Origin of the sequence: Hydrogenophaga sp. UC242_53 (assembly GCF_042696965.1) — a bacterium.
In the GTDB taxonomy this organism is placed as follows: domain Bacteria; phylum Pseudomonadota; class Gammaproteobacteria; order Burkholderiales; family Burkholderiaceae_C; genus Hydrogenophaga.
In genome coordinates, this window is sequence record NZ_CP170552.1 from 2,659,922 (window position 1) to 2,676,260 (window position 16,339).

General features: G+C 69.0%; 14 protein-coding genes and 3 pseudogenes. 12 read left to right on the forward strand and 5 right to left on the reverse strand.

Translation table 11 applies throughout. The features are described 5' to 3' along the window. Positions 1-6: 6 nt before the first annotated feature. The 3 genes and pseudogenes from ACFJI0_RS13340 to ACFJI0_RS13350 form a co-directional block, all read right to left on the reverse strand. The gene (locus tag ACFJI0_RS13340) at positions 7-660 is read right to left on the reverse strand and encodes a Crp/Fnr family transcriptional regulator (RefSeq protein WP_291111322.1); all 654 of its coding nucleotides are present in this window, start codon (positions 658-660) and stop codon (positions 7-9) included. Between the two features lie 11 nt (positions 661-671). Beyond that, positions 672-1,313: a helix-turn-helix transcriptional regulator gene (locus ACFJI0_RS13345; RefSeq protein WP_382325478.1), complete on the reverse strand. Its 642-nt coding sequence runs from the start codon at positions 1,311-1,313 to the stop codon at positions 672-674. Between the two features lie 140 nt (positions 1,314-1,453). Then, positions 1,454-3,158 (reverse strand): annotated as a pseudogene (locus ACFJI0_RS13350) (thiamine pyrophosphate-binding protein). A gap of 35 nt (positions 3,159-3,193) precedes the next feature. Between ACFJI0_RS13350 and ACFJI0_RS13355 the strand changes: the two are divergent. The 11 genes and pseudogenes from ACFJI0_RS13355 to ACFJI0_RS13405 all read left to right on the forward strand — a co-directional run bounded on the left by ACFJI0_RS13355 (position 3,194) and on the right by ACFJI0_RS13405 (position 13,621). Continuing rightward, on the forward strand, positions 3,194-3,844 hold the full coding sequence (locus ACFJI0_RS13355; protein WP_382157020.1) for a TetR/AcrR family transcriptional regulator: 651 nt from the start codon (positions 3,194-3,196) through the stop codon (positions 3,842-3,844). Positions 3,845-3,921: 77 nt separating this feature from the next. Continuing rightward, positions 3,922-4,929: a Bug family tripartite tricarboxylate transporter substrate binding protein gene (locus ACFJI0_RS13360; protein ID WP_382320354.1), complete on the forward strand. Its 1,008-nt coding sequence runs from the start codon at positions 3,922-3,924 to the stop codon at positions 4,927-4,929. Positions 4,930-4,949: 20 nt separating this feature from the next. Next, positions 4,950-5,447: a tripartite tricarboxylate transporter TctB family protein gene (locus ACFJI0_RS13365; protein WP_382320357.1), complete on the forward strand. Its 498-nt coding sequence runs from the start codon at positions 4,950-4,952 to the stop codon at positions 5,445-5,447. A gap of 108 nt (positions 5,448-5,555) precedes the next feature. After that, positions 5,556-5,783: pseudogene (locus ACFJI0_RS13370) on the forward strand (tripartite tricarboxylate transporter permease); the annotation flags it as partial. Between the two features lie 76 nt (positions 5,784-5,859). Next, positions 5,860-6,957 (forward strand): tripartite tricarboxylate transporter permease, encoded by a 1,098-nt coding sequence (locus ACFJI0_RS13375; RefSeq protein WP_382320359.1) that lies wholly within the window; start codon positions 5,860-5,862, stop codon positions 6,955-6,957. Continuing rightward, positions 6,954-7,784 (forward strand): sugar phosphate isomerase/epimerase family protein, encoded by an 831-nt coding sequence (locus ACFJI0_RS13380; RefSeq protein ID WP_382325640.1) that lies wholly within the window; start codon positions 6,954-6,956, stop codon positions 7,782-7,784. The genes ACFJI0_RS13375 and ACFJI0_RS13380 overlap by 4 nt, the downstream gene beginning before the upstream one ends. Continuing rightward, positions 7,781-9,136, forward strand: coding sequence for an enolase C-terminal domain-like protein (locus tag ACFJI0_RS13385; protein ID WP_382320361.1), 1,356 nt, complete (start codon positions 7,781-7,783; stop codon positions 9,134-9,136). Before ACFJI0_RS13380 ends, ACFJI0_RS13385 begins: the two co-directional genes overlap by 4 nt. 231 nt (positions 9,137-9,367) lie before the next feature. After that, positions 9,368-10,340, forward strand: a pseudogene (locus ACFJI0_RS13390) (tripartite tricarboxylate transporter substrate binding protein). A 43-nt stretch (positions 10,341-10,383) separates the two neighbouring features. Then, positions 10,384-11,547, forward strand: a complete 1,164-nt coding sequence (locus tag ACFJI0_RS13395; protein ID WP_382320363.1) for a Gfo/Idh/MocA family protein — start codon at positions 10,384-10,386, stop codon at positions 11,545-11,547. 4 nt (positions 11,548-11,551) lie between these two features. Beyond that, the gene (locus tag ACFJI0_RS13400) at positions 11,552-12,739 is read left to right on the forward strand and encodes a dihydrodipicolinate synthase family protein (protein WP_382320365.1); all 1,188 of its coding nucleotides are present in this window, start codon (positions 11,552-11,554) and stop codon (positions 12,737-12,739) included. Between the two features lie 3 nt (positions 12,740-12,742). Further along, positions 12,743-13,621, forward strand: coding sequence for a sugar phosphate isomerase/epimerase family protein (locus tag ACFJI0_RS13405; RefSeq protein ID WP_382320367.1), 879 nt, complete (start codon positions 12,743-12,745; stop codon positions 13,619-13,621). Between the two features lie 48 nt (positions 13,622-13,669). On the opposite strand, the gene ACFJI0_RS13410 is transcribed toward ACFJI0_RS13405, so the two are convergent. Both ACFJI0_RS13410 and ACFJI0_RS13415 read right to left on the reverse strand, forming a co-directional pair. Further along, positions 13,670-13,942: a hypothetical protein gene (locus tag ACFJI0_RS13410; protein WP_382320369.1), complete on the reverse strand. Its 273-nt coding sequence runs from the start codon at positions 13,940-13,942 to the stop codon at positions 13,670-13,672. A gap of 136 nt (positions 13,943-14,078) precedes the next feature. Further along, positions 14,079-14,882, reverse strand: coding sequence for a hypothetical protein (locus ACFJI0_RS13415; protein WP_382320371.1), 804 nt, complete (start codon positions 14,880-14,882; stop codon positions 14,079-14,081). On the opposite strand from ACFJI0_RS13415, the gene ACFJI0_RS13420 reads away from it, so the two are divergent. Then, positions 14,842-16,338, forward strand: coding sequence for a heavy metal translocating P-type ATPase (locus ACFJI0_RS13420; protein WP_382320374.1), 1,497 nt, complete (start codon positions 14,842-14,844; stop codon positions 16,336-16,338). The two genes, ACFJI0_RS13415 and ACFJI0_RS13420, sit on opposite strands and share 41 nt — an antisense overlap. The last annotated feature ends 1 nt before the right edge of the window (position 16,339 follow it).

Sequence of the window (16,339 nt, forward strand, 5' to 3'; positions counted from 1 at the left end):
GGCGGTTTACCAGCGCGCGGGCAAGGGTTTGCGCAGCACGATCCAGCGCTCGCGCACCGCGATGTAGCCACCGGTCTCCAGGTCCTTGAGCAGGCGGCTCACCATCTCGCGCGAGCAGGCGAGGTGCTGCGACATCTGCTGGTGGGTCAGGCGCTCCTTCAGGGGGCGCTCGCCGTTCCCGTCGGGCTTGCTGCTGGCCAGCTCGTTGAGCAGGCGCACCAGGCGGCCGTAGACGTCGATCAGCGCCACGCTGCGCGCGCTGTCCGTCGCCAGGCGCGCGCGCCGGATCAGGCGGGCCATGAGCTCCAGCGCGAACTCGGGGTGGGCCGCGATGTACTCGAGCAAGGTGGCGCGCGACACCACCGCGCAGGTGCTGGCCTCGGCGGCCTCCACGTTCGCGGAGCGCGGCCCGCCGTCGAGCGACATCTCGCCCACGTACTCGAGCGGGCCGTACATGCCCAGCGTGAGCTCGCGTCCCTGGTTGTCGGCCACAAAGGCCCGCAACCGCCCCTGCAGGACGATGTACAGCGTGTCGCCGGTTTCGCCTTCCTGGATCAGCAGCGCGCCACGCCGATAGCGCCGCGCGACCCCGAGGGTCGCGAGCGCTTCAATGTGGGGGGAGTTGGGAGGGGTTACGAAGGAAACGGCAGGGGCAGGCATCCAGGCTCACGTCACGGGTGGGAAAACTCCGTGGCATTGTGAGGCATGGGCGTGATGATGCGCAAGGCAGGGACCACCGGCGGCAGGCTGTTGACCCGGTGCAGCAGGCGGCGGATGCTGGGGGCGCCGGCTTTCTCGCGCAGCGTCTTGATCTGGCTGCGCACGGTGGACTCGGCCACGCCGTGCTGCGTGGCGATCTCGGTGATCTGCAGGCCCCGGCACAGGCCCATGAGCACCGACTCCTCGCTCGGGCTCAGGTTGAGCGAGCGGGCGAACATGCGCACCGCAAGGTTGTCGCAGGTGTTCTGGCGCGACAGCAGCACCAGCACCGAGGGCGCGTCGGCCTCCAGTGGGTGGCTCAGCGGCGTGAACGCCAGCGAAAGCTCTTTCTCGCCCGAGACCAGCATGAGCAGCTTGCGCTGACCGCGGAACGAGGACTCCACGGCCAGCTGGATCTGCGAGGTGAATTCGGCGCTGCTGCCCAGCAGGCTGTTGCCGTACGACATGATGACCCGCCCATTGGCCAGCTCGTGCCGCGCCAGGTGGTTGGCGTGCAGGATGTGCCCTTGCGCATCGATGATCAGCATGCCGTAGTCGATCTCGTCGAACACCCGCATGAGGTGCTGCGCGCCCAGGCCCGAACGCAGGCCCATGCCGCCGGCGACATCCGCGCCGCCATTCCAAACCGTGTCCGTTGCTTGCCACATGACCAACCCCCGTTGATGGATGGGCCAGTCTAGGCAGGGGCGCTACCGACGGGGTGTGTGAAGCTGCCCCGGACTTTGTGACGTATTCACATGGCCGTGCGCTGGGCGGCCTGGCGGATCGCGCCGAGCGTGCCGCGCGTGGTGATCACATCCACGTCCAGCAGCACCTCGATCACCGTGCCCACCGGCGCGGCCAGGGCGCGCTGCAGCGCGGGCTCGAACTCGGCGGTGTGGGTGATGCGCTCGGCCGCGTAGCCATAGGCCCGGGCGAGCGCGCAGAAATCGGGGTTCGCCAGGCCGGATCCGCTCACGTGCGCCGGGTACTCGCGCTCCTGATGCATGCGGATGGTCCCGAAGCTGCCGTTGTTGAGCAGCAGCACGATGCTCTTGGCGCCATGCTGCGTGGCGGTGGCCAGCTCCTGCCCGTTCATGAGGAAGTCGCCGTCGCCCGCGATGGTGAACGCGGTGCGCCCGCTGACGATGGCCGCGCCGATGCCGGCCGGCACGCCATAACCCATGGCGCCATTGGTGGGCGCCAGCTGCGTCTTGTGGCCCTTGGCCAGGCCGTGGTGGCGGAAGAAGCGGTGCAGCCAGCTCGCGAAGTTGCCCGCGCCGTTGGTGAGCACGGCTTCGGCCGGCAGGTGCCGCTGCAGGGTGTGGATGATCGCCGGCATGTCGATGGTGCCGGGCAGCGTGATGCCGCCGTTGGCCACGTCGATGTTGGCGAGGTAGTCGGCATGGCAGGCCTGCGCCCAGGCGCTCCAGGGCACGCAGGGCGGCGCGGTGAGCACCTCCAGGCTGCGCGCGGCGGCGTTCATGGTGGCGTGGATGGCGAGCGTGGGCTGGTACACCCGGCCCAGCTCCTCGGCGCTGGCGTGGATGTGCACCAGCTTCTGCGCCGGCACCGGCGCTTCGACCAGCGTGTAGCCGCCGGTGGTGGCCTCGCCCAAGCGCGGACCCAGGGCGATCAGCAGGTCGCTCTCGCGCACGCGGCGCGCCAGCGCGGGGTTGATGCCCAGCCCCACGTCGCCCGCGTACAGCGCGTGGTGGTTGTCGAAGGTGTCCTGGAAGCGGAAGGCGTTGCGCCACCGGCAGCTGCCAGTTCTCGGCGAAACGCTGCAGCGCGGCGGCGGACTGCGGCGTCCAGCCGCCGCCGCCGGCGATCACCAGCGGCCGTTCGCTCGCCAGCAGCAGCGTGCGCAACTCGCGCAGCGCGCCCGGGTCGCTCCAGGCCTGCACCGGCTCCACGCGCGGCAGCGGTTCGGCGTCCACCGCCTGCGTGAGCATGTCCTCGGGCAGCACCAGCACCACCGGGCCGGGACGGCCGTTCATGGCGGTGGCGAAGGCGCGCGCCACGTACTCGGGGATGCGGCGCGGATCGTCGATGCGCTCCACCCGCTTGGCCATGCCCTTGGTGGACGGGCCGAAGAAGGCCGCGTAGTCCACCTCCTGAAAGGCCTCGCGGTCGCGCGCCTCGCTCGCCACGTCGCCCACGAACAGCACCATGGGCGTGGAATCCTGGAACGCGGTGTGCAAGCCGATGGAGGCGTTGGTGGCGCCGGGCCCGCGCGTCACGAAACACACGCCGGGCCGACCGCTGAGCTTGCCGTGGGCCTCGGCCATGAAGGCCGCGCCGCCTTCCTGCCGGTTGGTGATGAAGCGGATGCGATCGGCGTGGGCGTGAAAACCATCGAGCACCGCGAGATAACTTTCGCCCGGCACACCGAAGGCATGGGTCACACCCTGGACAATGAGGCATTCCACGAGCAGATGGCCAGCAATCCGGGTCATTTGACTTTATTAACCAATTAGAGAATTATCTGGGCATGAGCATCCCACCCACACCGGTCGCGGAAGAGCGTCTGAGAGACGCGGACCGATCGCAGAATACCATTCTGAACGCGGCGCGAGACGAGTTCTCCGAGCACGGGCTGGGCGGTGCGCGCATGGACCGCATCGCCGAGCGCGCCGGCCTCAACAAGCGCCTGATCTACTACTACTTCGAGGACAAGGAGCGCCTGTTCCAGGCCGTGCTGGAGCAGGCCTACCGCGACATCCGCGAAGAGGAACGCCAGCTCAACCTGCTGCACCTCAAGCCCGAGACCGCGCTGCGCCGGCTGGTGGAGTTCACCTGGAACTATTACCTGGAGCACCCCGAGTTCCTCACGCTGCTCAACAGCGCCAACCTGCACCGCGCGCGGCACCTCGCGCAGTCCGAGCGAGCGCGCCAGCTCAACTCGCCGCTGATCGCCACGCTCACCGAAGTCATCGAGCGCGGCCGCGCCGACGGCACCTTCCGCGGCGGTGTCGATCCGCTGCAGCTCTACGTGTCGATCGCCGGCCTGTCCTACTTCTACCTCTCGAACAACCACACGCTCTCGGCGATCTTCGGGCGAGACCTCATGACGCCCAAGGCGCACAGCGAGCGGCTCTCCCACATGTGCGACGTGATCCTAGGGTATGTCCTGATGAGCTGAGGCGGCTGGCGGCTTGACGTCGCAGGGGGCGGTTTCTAGTATTAACTGCTCGGTGAATTAAACCCCTGGAGACAACGATGAAGACCGCCCTGCCCCTTCGCCACCTGTTGATCACCTCCCTGCTGGCCGTTGTCTCGGCCAGCGCCATGGCCCAGTGGAAACCCGACCGACCGATCACCCTGATCGTGCCCTGGGCGCCCGGTGGCTCCACCGACCAGGTCACGCGCGTCACCGCCGCCGAGCTGGAAAAACACCTGGGCCAGAAGATCGTGGTCATGAACCAGCCCGGCGCCTCGGGTTCGGTGGGCACCAAGAACGCCATGGCCGCGCCGGCCGACGGCTACACCTGGACGGCCGGCGGCGCCAAGGACCTGGGCACCTACAAGGTGCTGGGCATGCTCGACACCTCCGCCACCGACTGGAACCTGTACCTCAACGTGGCGCACATCGCGGTGGTCGGCGTCAACGCCGATGCGCCCTACAAGACCATGACCGAGCTGCTGGCCGCCATGAAGGCCAAGCCCGGTGCGGTCTCGGTCGCCACGGCGGGCGTGAACTCCAGCGGCCACTCGGCCATCGAAGCCATCGCGCGCGCCGCCGGCGTCACCTACAAGCACGTCACCTACGACGGGGGCGCACCGGCCGCCGTGGCCGCCGCCTCGGGCGAAACCGAAGTGACCACGCAGCTCGCGGCCGAGCAGACCGACATGATCCGCGCCAAGAAGATCCGCCCGCTGGCGGTGGTGGGCGACAAGTCGATCGAGATCGAGGGCTTCGGCACCATCCCGCCGCTGTCGCAATTCATCCCGGGCTTCAAGGACCCGATCAACTACTTCGGCATCTTCGTGCCCAAGGCCGCGCCGCCGGTGGTGGCTCAGACGCTGGACAAGATCTGGGCCACCGAGATGGTCAAGAGCGAAGCCCTGCGCAAGTACGCGCAGGCGCGCGGCGCCATGTTCGCGCCGATGGCGGGTGAAGAGGCGCAGAAGGCCGTGTTCCCGGCCATCCAGTCCTACGCCTGGACGCAGCAGGCCGCCGGCAAGGCCAAGGTGTCGCCCGACACCGTCGGCATACCCAAGCCCTGATCCCCCACACGGAACACAACATGAGCGAGGGTGGAAAAACCGCCCGCTCCGACCTCTGGGGCGGTGCGGGCTGGGTGGTGTTCGGTTTGGTGATCGTGATCGGCTCCATTCGCATGGAGCGCTTCGAGTCCATGGGCGCACAGCTCTACACCATGCCCGGCTTCGTGCCCGGCATGATCGGCGGCGTGGTGGCCCTGCTCGGCCTCGTGCTGATGCTGCGCGGCTGGACGCGCCGGGCCCATGAGGCCGCCACGGACGCGGCGACACCGGTCGAACCGCTGCTCAACCGGCGCATCGGCATCACCATGGCGCTCACGCTGGTGTACGCCGGCCTGCTGATCGGGCGCGCACCGTTCTGGCTGGTCACGGCCCTGTTCGTCGCGGCCTTCGTGGCCGTGTTCACCCCCACCGACACGACCCCCACGCGCCGCGCCACGGTGGCGCTGCTGGCCGGCGTGCTCACCTCGGCCGTCGTCACCCTGGTGTTCGAGCAGGTCTTCCTCGTCCGTCTGCCTTAGGGACCCACCATGTTTGACGGACTGATCATGTTCGGGCAGTCGATCGCGCGCTTCAGCGGGCCCGAGACGATTGCCTACGCCCTGCTGGCCTCGCTGGTCGGTGTGGTCATGGGCGCCCTGCCCGGCCTCACCGCCACCATGTCGCTGGCGCTGATGACCACGCTCACGCTCAAGCTGCCGCCCAGCCAGGCGCTGCTGATCCTGATCTGCACTTACGTGGGCTGCATCTACGGCGGCTCGCGCTCGGCCATCCTGCTCAACATCCCGGGCACGCCGGCCTCGGCCGCGTCCTGCCTCGATGGCTACGCGCTCGCGCGCCAGGGCATGGCCGGCCGCGCCATGGGCATCGCCACCACTGGCTCGGTCATGGGCACGCTGATCGGCATGTTCTTCTTGCGCAACGCTCACGCCCGTGCTCGGCGGCCTGGCGCTGAAGTTCGGCGCCTACGAGTTCTTCTGGCTGGCGTTCTTCGGCGTCATCATCGCCGGCACGCTCACCGGCGACGACCCGCTCAAGGGCTGGATCGCCGGCATCGCGGGCCTGTTCATCGCCACCGTCGGCCAGGAGCCGCAGTACGGCTACGAGCGCTTCGCCTGGGGCCTGCGCGACCTCGCCGGCGGCATCCAGCTGGTGCCCGCGCTGGTCGGCGCCTTCGGCTTCGCCGAGTTGCTGACGGCCATGCGCGAACGGCAGGCACCCGTGAAGATCAGCCCCTTCGACACCGTGATCCCCAAGGTGCGCGACGTGCTGCAGTACTGGCGCACCATCCTGCGCTCGGGCCTGATCGGCACCGGCGTGGGCATCGTGCCCGGCGTGGGCGAGGACGTGGCGGCCTGGTCGTCCTACGCCGCCGCCAAGCGCGCGAGCAAGGAAAAGGAGAAGTTCGGCAAGGGCTCGATCGAAGGCCTGATGGCCGCCGAGACCGGCGACAACGCCTGCGTGCCCGGCGCGGTGATCCCCGTGCTCACCCTGGCCATTCCCGGCTCGGCGCCGGCCGCCGTGCTGATGGCCGCGATGATCATCCACGGCGTCAAGCCGGGGCCGCTGATCATGGTGGAGAACCCCGAGTTCGTGTACGACGTGGTGACCATGATGCTGTTCGCCACCATCGGCATCCTGATCTTCGGCCTGGTGCTCACCAAGGCGCTGGTGCAGGTGCTGCGCGTGCCCCAGCACCTGATCGTGCCCATCGTCTTCGTGCTGTGCACCGTGGGCAGTTTCGCCATCGCCGGGCGCCTGTTCGACGTCTACGTGATGCTGGCTTTCGGCCTGATCGGTTTCTTCCTGCGCCACTACGGCTACCCCATGGCGCCGCTGGTGCTGGGCATCGTGCTGGGCGACCTGATGGAGAAGAACCTGCGCCGCGCGCTGATCCTGTCCGACGGCGACCTCTCGCCCTTCTTCACGCGCCCCATCGCCGGCACCGTCGCCGCCATGATCTTCGCCACCATCGCCTGGAAGCTGTGGACGCTGTACGGCCGCCAGGCCCGGCCCAAGGCAACGGCATGAAACTGGCCCTGTGCAACGAGGTGCTGCAGCCCCTGCCGCTGGCGGCCCAGTGCGAGGCCGCCGAGCGCATGGGCTACGACGCGCTGGAAATCGCGCCCTTCACGCTGACCGACGAACCCGAGGCGCTCGACAGTACCGCCGCCCACCGCGTGCGGTCCACCGCGCACAGCCACGGCCTGGCCGTCTCCAGCCTGCACTGGCTGCTGGTCAAGCCCGCCGGCCTTTCGCTGGTGAGCGACGACAAAGCCTTGCACCGCCGCACGCTGGACCTGCTGCGCCGCCTGATCGACTTCACCGCCGCCTGCGGCGCGCGCGCGCTCGTGCACGGCTCGCCCAAACAGCGCTCGCCCGGCCCCGGCCAGAGCGTGGCGGACGCTGCCGCGCGCTTCGAGGCCGCCATGGCCGAACTCGCGCCACACGCCGCGGACGCGGGCGTGGTGTATTGCATCGAACCGCTGGGCCGCTTCGAAACCCCGGTGATCAACACCGTGGCCCAGGCCGCCGCGATGGTCGACCGCATCGGCTCGCCCGCCATCCGCACCATGCTCGACGTGAGCGCCGCCTCGCACAACGAAACCGAGCCCGTGCACGAGGTGCTGCGCCGCTTTCTCGCCAGCGGCCACATCGCGCACGTGCAGCTGAACGACAGGAACCGCCGCGGCCCCGGCCAGGGCGAGACCGACCAGCGCCCCGTGCTGCAGGCGCTCAAAGACGGGCGCTACGCCGGCTGGGTGGCGGTGGAACCCTTTGAATACGTGCCCGATGGCCTGGGTTGCGCCCAAGCGTCGGCACAGCATGTGCGTGAGATCTGGAGGACCCTGTCATGAGCGCTGTGACCTTGCGCGTGCACGAGGTGCAGCTGTACGAGCGCCACGTCACGCTGCGCCTGCCCTTCCGTTTCGGCGCCGCCACCGTCACGCAATGCCCGCAGGCCTTCGTGCGCGTGCTCGCCGAGGTGAATGGCCGGCGCGTGGAAGGCGCGAGCGCCGAACTGATGGTGCCCAAGTGGTTCGACAAATCGCCCACGCTCACCCACGAACAGAATTTCGAACAGCTGCGCGAATCGCTGCGCAACGCGCGCGAGGCCGTGCAGGCGACCCGCGAGGCGCTCAGCCCCCATGCGCTGTCGCACGAGGCGGGTGAGGCGGCCATCGCCACCTCGGTGGTGCGGCGGCTGCCGCGCCTGGCCGCGCAGTTCGGCCCCGCCCTGCTCGACAAGGCCGTGGCCGACGCGGCGCTGCGCGCGGCCGGCCGCTCGTGGGTCGATGGCGTGCACGCCGGCGTGCTCGGCGACCCCTGGGGCCCGCGGCTCGACCTGGTGCGCCCCACGCACGTGGTGCTGCGCCACACCGTGGGCCTGGCCGATCGGCTGGTGGAGGGCGACGAAGGCGCCGACCCGCAGGACGGCCTGCCCGCCACGCTGGAGGCGGCGATCCGGCGCCACGGCCTGCACCACTTCAAACTCAAGCTCTGCGGCCAGATCGGCGCCGACGTGGAGCGCCTCACCCGCATCGCCGAGGTGCTGCAGCGCGTGGGCGGGGACTACCGCGTCACGCTCGACGGCAACGAAACCTTCACCGACGCCACCAGCCTGGGCAAGTTCTGGCAGGCGCTGCGCACCACGCCCGCGCTGGCCGATCTGCTGCGCCGCACCCTGCTGCTGGAGCAGCCCCTGGCGCGCGCGGTGGCGCTGCGCGAATCGATCGCCTCGCTGGGCATCGGCGTGCCGGTGATCCTGGACGAGTCCGACGACCACGCGGCCGCGCTCGACGAGGGCCTGGCGCTGGGTTACCACGGCATCTCCAGCAAGGCCTGCAAGGGCATCTACCGCTCGCTGCGCAACGCGCACCGCATCGCGCAGGACCCGCGCCTGCTGCTCTCGGGCGAAGACCTCACCTGCCAGGCCGGCCTGGCGGTGCAGCAGGACACCCTGCTCGCGGCCAGCCTGGGCGTGCGCCACATCGAGCGCAACGGCCACCACTACGTGGACGGCTTCGGCACCGCGCCCGCCGACGAAGCGTTGGCCTTCGCCCGCGCCCACCCCGGCTTCTACGAAATCACGGCGGGCCGCCCCCACCTGGCGGTGCGCCAGGGCCAGCTCGACCTGCACGCCCTGCACGCGCCGGGCTTCGCGACCGCGGCGACGCCGCAATGGCGCAGCCTGCAGGCCATCGCCTGAAATTTCACTGAATGGTTAATTGAAAACGGTCTGCGGCTCACCGCAGACCGCCGTGGCTGTGGGGGCCGAGCCGCGGCCGGGCGCGCCGACGCCCGTAGAACCAAGGGAAAACCCTGAATGCGATGCCCACAATCTTCGCTTGCGCATCTTTCGCGACCGCTTCTATAATTTCCGCTATTCACTGATTGGTGAATTAAACCGACAACCAGCCCTTTTTCACTGGAGACAAGCATGAAACTGATTCACGCCACCGCCCTGGCCGCGTTCGCTCTCGCCACCAGCCTGCCCGCCGCCGCGCAGCAGGCCTACCCGAACAAGGCCATCCGCGTGATCGTGCCGTTCGCCGCGGGCAGCACCACGGACATCATTGCGCGCGCGATCACGGACAAGATGAGCCAGAGCATGGGCCAGCCCATCGTGGTGGACAACCGCGGCGGCGCCAGCGGCACCATCGGCCAGGCGGCGGTGGCCACGGCCGCGCCCGATGGCTACACCATCATGATCCACTCGTCTTCGCACACGGTGAGCCCCTCCACCTTCGCCAAGCTGTCCTTCGACACGGTGAACGATTTCGCTGGCGTCACCCCGATCTCCTCCACCCCCAACGTGCTGGTGATCGCGCCAAGCCGAAACCTCAAGACGCTGCCGCAGCTGGTGGCCAACGCCAAGGCCAACCCCGGCAAGATGAACTTCGCCTCCGCCGGCCAGGGCAGCGCCACCCACCTCAACGCCGAGAAGTTCAAGATGGCCGCGCAGATCGATGCGGTGAACATCCCCTTCAAGGGCTCCGCCGAGGCCGTCACCGAAGTGCTCGCCGGCCGCGTGGACTACTACTTCTCGCCCATCGCCCCGGTGATCGGCCAGATCAAGGAAGGCCAGCTGCTGGCCCTGGCCGTGGGCTCGCCGCGCCGCGCCAGCGCCCTGCCCGATGTGCCCACCACCGCCGAAGCCGGCGTGCCCGGCTCCGAATTCAACTTCTGGATCGGGATGATGGCCCCGGCCAAGACGCCGCGCGACGTCGTCAACCGCTTGCACGACGAAGTCGTCAAGGCCCTGGCGCACGCCCGAAGTGAAGGAACGTTTCCTCAAGCTGGGCGCCGATGCCTGGACGCTCAAGCCCGAGCAGTTCGATGCCTACATCAAGGAAGAAATCAAGAGCAACGCCGTGCTGGTGAAAGCCGCCGGCCTGCAAGTGACCAACTGACCCCGGCCCCGGGGTTTTCAAAGCGAAGAGAAGGAACTCGACAATGGCCGTTCAACAACTCGGGATCATCATGCACGGCGTGACCGGACGCATGGGCATGAACCAGCATCTGATCCGCTCCATCTGCGCGATCCGCGCGCAAGGCGGTGTGACGCTCTCCAACGGCGACCGGGTCATGCCCGACCCCATCCTGGTCGGCCGCAACGCCGAGAAGATGGAAGCGCTGGCCAAGGCCCACAACATCCCGCGCTGGGGCACCGACCTCGATGCCGCGCTGGCCAACAAGAGCGACACCATCTTCTTCGACGCCGGTACCACGCAGATGCGCCCCACCCTGCTGGCCAAGGCCATCCGCGCCGGCAAGCACGTGTACTGCGAGAAGCCGATCGCCACCAACCTCAACGAGGCGGTGGAGATCGCGCGCCTGGCGCAGAGCTCGGGCCTCAAGCACGGCGCCGTGCAGGACAAGCTGTTCCTGCCCGGGCTGCGCAAGCTCGACATGCTGCGCCGCGCCGGCTTCTTCGGCCGCATGCTCAGCGTGCGCCTGGAGTTCGGCTACTGGGTGTTCGAAGGCGACCTGCAGCCCATCCAGCGCCCGAGCTGGAACTACCGCAAGGAAGACGGCGGCGGCATGATCCTGGACATGATGTGCCACTGGCGCTACGTGCTGGACAACCTGTTCGGTGAAGTGAAATCGGTCTCGTGCATCGGCACCACGCACATCCCCACGCGCTGGGACGAAGCCGGCAAACCCTACGAGTGCACCGCCGACGACGCGGCCTACGCCACCGCCGAACTCACCGGCCACAACGGCGAAAACGTGATCGCGCAGCTCAACATGAGCTGGGCCACCCGCGTGAACCGCGACGACCTCGTGACCTTCCACGTCGACGGCACGCACGGCTCCGCCGTCGCCACGCTGACCGGCTGCAAGGCGCAAAGCCGCGTGAACACGCCGCGCCCGGTGTGGAACCCGGATGTGAAGCAGACCATGAACTTCTCCGAGCAATGGCAGGACGTGCCGGACACGCAGGTGTACGACAACGGCTTCAAGATCCAGTGGGAACACTTCATCCGCCACGTGGTGGAGAACGAGCCCTACAAGTGGACGCTGCCCGAAGGCGCCAAGGGCGTGCAGCTGGTGGAAGCCGCGCTGGACAGCTGGGAACAGCGCCGCTGGGTGGATGTCCCCGCGTTGAAGGTCTGAGGCCATGGCACTCTCTCTGCAACTGCCCGACGCCTCGGGCAAGGTCGAGGCCTACACCCTGCGCGGCACCACCCCGGTGAAGCCCGCGCCGGGCGTGAAGTTCAACCGCATCGCCTACTCCGCCGCCCACGTGGTGGCCGACCCGCTCGCCGCCATCGATCCCTGGCTGCAGTGCGCGGTGGACTGGGACGCGACCATCGCCTACCGCCAGCGTCTCTGGTCGCTCGGCCTGGGCGTGGCCGAGGCCATGGACACCGCGCAGCGCGGCATGGGCCTGGACTGGCCCACCTCGCTGGAGCTGATCCGCCGCTCGCTCGACGCCGCCAAGGACGTGCCCGGCGCGCTGGTGGCCTCGGGCTGCGGCACCGACCACCTCGTGCTGGAGAACGTGAAGACGGTCGATGAAGTCATCGCCGGCTACGAAGAGCAGATGGCCGCCATCGAGAAGCTCGGCGGCAAGCTGATCGTGATGGCCAGCCGCGCCCTGGCGCGCGTCGCCAAAAGCCCGGCCGACTACGAGCGCGTGTACGACCGCATCCTGAGCCAGGCCAAGCAGCCCGTGGTGCTGCACTGGCTGGGCGACATGTTCGACCCCGCGCTCAAGGGCTACTGGGGCGACAACGACCCCGACAAGGCCATGGACACCGCGCTGGCCGTGATCGCCGCGCACCCGGACAAGGTGGACGGCATCAAGATCTCCCTGCTCGACAAGGACAAGGAAGTCGCGATGCGCCGCCGCCTGCCCCCGGGCGTGCGCATGTACACCGGCGACGACTTCAACTACGCCGAGCTCATCGCCGGTGACGGCTTCGGCGCCGAGAAGACGCACGGCCAGAGCGACGCGCTGCTGGGCATCTTCGACGCCATCGCCCCCGCCGCCAGCGCCGCGCTGGGCGAACTCGCGCAAGGCAACCTGCAGAAGTTCCACGACATCCTCGGCCCCACGGTGCCGCTGTCGCGCCACATCTTCGCCGCGCCCACGCGCTTCTACAAGACCGGTGTGGTCTTCATGGCCTGGCTCAACGGCCACCAGTCGCACTTCACCATGGTCGGTGGCCAGCAGAGCACGCGCTCGCTGCAGCACTTCGCCGAGCTGTTCCGCCTGGCCGATGCGGCCAACCTGCTGGAGCAGCCCGAGCTGGCCGTGCGCCGCATGGGCACGCTGCTGGCCCTGCATGGCGTGGAGGCCTGATCGATGCGCGACTTCTCCCATGACCACCGCTGGCTCTCGCTCAACACCGCCACGGTGCGCAAGAGCCGGGGGCAGGACCTGCCGCTCGATCAGATCCTGGACGCCTGCGCGCGCCACGGCATCCCGGCCATCTCACCGTGGCGGGACCAGGTCGCCGCCGTCGGGCTGAAAACCATCTCGGCCCAGGTGAAGTCGCTCGGCCTGAAGCTCTCGGGCTACTGCCGGGGCGGCATGTTCCCGGCGGTGGACGCCGCCGGGCTGCAGGCTGCGCGCGACGACAACCGCCGCGCGGTGGACGAGGCCTGTGAACTGAACGCACCTTGCCTGGTGCTGGTGGTCGGCGCCTTGCCCGGCGCGCTGGCTGGTCAAGCCGCGCACAAGGACATCGGCCGCTCGCGCCAACAGGTGAGCGAAGGCATTGCCGAGCTGCTCGAGTACGCCAAGGCCAACGGCATGCCGCTGGCCATCGAGCCCCTGCACCCCATGTACGCGGCCGACCGCGCCTGCATCAACACCATGGAGCAGGCGCTGGACGTGTGCGACGCGCTCGACCCGGGCCAGACCGGCGCGATCGGCGTGGCGGTGGACGTGTACCACGTGTGGTGGGACCCCAAGCTGCAGGCGCAGATCGAACGCGCGGGCAAGAACCGCCTGCTGGCTTTCCACGTGTGCGACTGGCTCACGCCCACCACCGACCTGCTCAACGACCGGGGCATGATGGGCGACGGCGTGATCGACATCCCGCGCATCCGGGGCTGGGTGGAAGCGCAGGGCTTCGCCGGCTTCAGCGAGGTGGAGATCTTCTCCACCGGCAACTGGTGGAAGCGCGATCACGACGAGGTCTTGAAGACCTGCATCGAGAGGCACCGCAGCGCGGTGTGACGAAACAAGGGCCCGCATGTCGGCCCTTGTTTTTTGGACGGCGAGGTTTCAGCGCAGGGTGGAGGCCTCGGTGCTTGCCGTCAGCACGGCGGCCACGGGCCGGCTCCGACGCTCGGCCTCGTCGGCCAGGATCAGCGAGCCTGTGGTGCGCTGTTGCAGGCGGCGCTGTTCGCCACGCTGCGTGACGTCGTTCAACACCGAGACAAACCACATGAGCAACAAGCCGGCGGCCGCAAACAGCAGCCAGATCAGCGCGTTGGAGAAGAAACCGAACCAGGAGTCGTCACGGTTGCCGGGCAGGTAGGCGGCGTTGCGGTTCATGGAAGTCTCCTCGATGCGTTGTTGGCTTGAACGCATGATCCCAGCGGCGGCCAGCCCGGCCTGTCGGCACAACCCGCCGCCCGCTGTAGGAGCCAGCCGACAAGGGCAGGCTTGACCCTCAAGCGGCTCCAGGGTTTCAAATCAGCCCATGAGCGACAAAACCCTGACACCGAGCCCCGCCGAATCCACCGTGCTGCACGTGCCCAGCATGTGTTGCGCGGCCGAGTTCAACCTGGTGGAAAAGGAACTGCGGCGCGTGGACGGCGTGCACGACGTGGCGCCCGACTTCATCCGCCGATCGGTGCGCATCCAGCACAACGCGATTCCCGAGCCCGAGCTGCTGGCGGCGGCAGCCCGCTCGGGCTTCGAGGTGCGCCCGGGCCGAGCGGCGCCCCAGGGCAAGGGCCTGGCGTCGATCGGCATCCGCACGGTGGATGCGGCGCCCCCCGCGCCCACCAGCCATGCGGCGCATGACCACGACCATGAACACGACCACAAGGACGGCCATGACCACGAGGAAGGGCCTGGCCACACGCACGCCAACGACACCTCGCCCTGGAAGCTCGCCGTGGGTGGCGTGCTGGCGCTGGCGGCGGAGGTGGTGGCGCTGGCCTATGGCGATGCCTCGTTCGGGGCGGTAGCCTTCGCGCTGGGCGCCATTGCCCTGGCTGGTCTGGACACCTACCGCAAGGGCCTCGTCGCCCTGCGCCGCTTCAACCTGAACATCAACGCCCTGATGACGGTGGCGGTCACGGGCGCCGCCATCCTGGGCCAGTGGCCCGAAGCGGCGATGGTCATGGTGCTGTTCGCCATCGCGGAAATGATCGAAGAGAAATCGCTGGACCGCGCGCGCCGCGCCATCGAAGGCCTGATGGCGATGGCGCCCGAGACTGCGCACGGTGCAGCAGGGCTCGGCCTGGCAGGAGGTGCCGGCGGCCACGGTGGCGCTGGGGGCGACCGTTCGCGTGCGCCCGGGGGAACGCATCGCGCTCGACGGCACCGTCACCTCCGGCTCCTCGGCGGTGGACCAGGCCGCCATCACGGGCGAGAGCGTGCCGGTGGACAAGCAGGCCGGCGACAAGCTGTTCGCCGGCACCATCAACCAGAACGGCGAGTTGCTCTACCAGGTGACGGCCAAGGCCGACGACTCGACGTTGGCCCGCATCATCCGCGCGGTGCAGGAGGCCCAGGCCAGCCGCGCGCCGACCCAGCGTTTCGTGGACACCTTCGCGCGCTATTACACGCCGGCCGTGTTCGCGGTGGCGATCGCCATCGCGGTGCTACCGCCGCTGCTGACGGGCGCGGACTGGCTCACCTGGGTCTACCGGGCGCTGGTGCTGCTGGTCATCGCCTGCCCCTGCGCGCTGGTGCTGTCCACGCCGATCTCCGTCGTGTCCGGGCTGACCGCCGCCGCCCGGCGCGGCATCCTGGTCAAGGGCGGCCTGTACCTGGAGCAAGGCCACCGGCTGAAGGTGCTGGCCCTGGACAAGACCGGCACGCTGACGCAGGGCCGACCGGTGGTGATCGACGTGCAGGCGCTGCAGGGCAGCGAAGACGAGGTGCTGGCGCTGGCGGTGTCGCTGTCCGGGCGCAGCGACCACCCGGTGTCCAAGGCGATTGCCGCGCGCGGCACCGGCACCCTGCGGGAGGTCACCGGTTTCCAGGCGCTGCAGGGACGCGGCATCGAAGGCAGCATCGCGAACGAGCGCTACCGCCTGGGCAACCACCGCCTGGTCGAAGAATCGGCAGCGTGTTCGCCCGAGCTGGAGGCGAAGCTGGACGCGCTGGAGGCGCAGGGCAAGACGGCGGTGGTGCTGGTGCGCGGCAAGGTGCCCATCGCCATCTTCGCGATCGCCGACCAGGTGCGCCCGGAAAGCGTGGAGGCCGTCGCGCAGCTGAAGCAACTGGGCGTTCGCCCGGTGATGTTGACCGGCGACAACCGGCACACGGCCGAGGCGATCGCGCGGCAGGTCGGCATCGAGGACGTGCGCAGCGAGCTGCTGCCGCAAGACAAGCTCAAGGCGATTCAGGAACTCTCGGCCGGCGACACGGTGGTGGGCATGGTGGGCGACGGCATCAACGACGCACCGGCGCTCGCCCAGGCCCACATCGGCTTTGCCATGGGCGCCGCGGGGACCGACACCGCGATCGAGACGGCCGACGTGGCCCTGATGGACGACGACCCGCGCAAGCTCGCCGAGTTCATCGACCTGTCCCGCGCCACCAAGGCCGTGCTGTGGCAGAACATCACCCTCGCCCTGGGCATCAAGGTGGTGTTCCTGAGCCTCGCGGTGGTGGGTGAGGCCACGCTGTGGATGGCGGTGTTCGCCGACATGGGCGGCAGCCTGCTCGTGGTGTTCAACGGCCTGCGGCTGCTGCGCCACCGCCGGCGCTGAT

Coding starts and splice junctions, on each gene's coding strand:
- ACFJI0_RS13410 (WP_382320369.1), bottom strand. CDS start 13,942: ATGAACCGCAACGCCGCCTACCTGCCCGGCAACCGTGACGACTCCTGG.
- ACFJI0_RS13395 (WP_382320363.1), top strand. CDS start 10,384: ATGGCCGTTCAACAACTCGGGATCATCATGCACGGCGTGACCGGACGC.
- ACFJI0_RS13365 (WP_382320357.1), top strand. CDS start 4,950: ATGAGCGAGGGTGGAAAAACCGCCCGCTCCGACCTCTGGGGCGGTGCG.
- ACFJI0_RS13380 (WP_382325640.1), top strand. CDS start 6,954: ATGAAACTGGCCCTGTGCAACGAGGTGCTGCAGCCCCTGCCGCTGGCG.
- ACFJI0_RS13385 (WP_382320361.1), top strand. CDS start 7,781: ATGAGCGCTGTGACCTTGCGCGTGCACGAGGTGCAGCTGTACGAGCGC.
- ACFJI0_RS13340 (WP_291111322.1), bottom strand. CDS start 660: ATGCCTGCCCCTGCCGTTTCCTTCGTAACCCCTCCCAACTCCCCCCAC.
- ACFJI0_RS13405 (WP_382320367.1), top strand. CDS start 12,743: ATGCGCGACTTCTCCCATGACCACCGCTGGCTCTCGCTCAACACCGCC.
- ACFJI0_RS13345 (WP_382325478.1), bottom strand. CDS start 1,313: ATGGGCCTGCGTTCGGGCCTGGGCGCGCAGCACCTCATGCGGGTGTTC.
- ACFJI0_RS13360 (WP_382320354.1), top strand. CDS start 3,922: ATGAAGACCGCCCTGCCCCTTCGCCACCTGTTGATCACCTCCCTGCTG.
- ACFJI0_RS13400 (WP_382320365.1), top strand. CDS start 11,552: ATGGCACTCTCTCTGCAACTGCCCGACGCCTCGGGCAAGGTCGAGGCC.
- ACFJI0_RS13355 (WP_382157020.1), top strand. CDS start 3,194: ATGAGCATCCCACCCACACCGGTCGCGGAAGAGCGTCTGAGAGACGCG.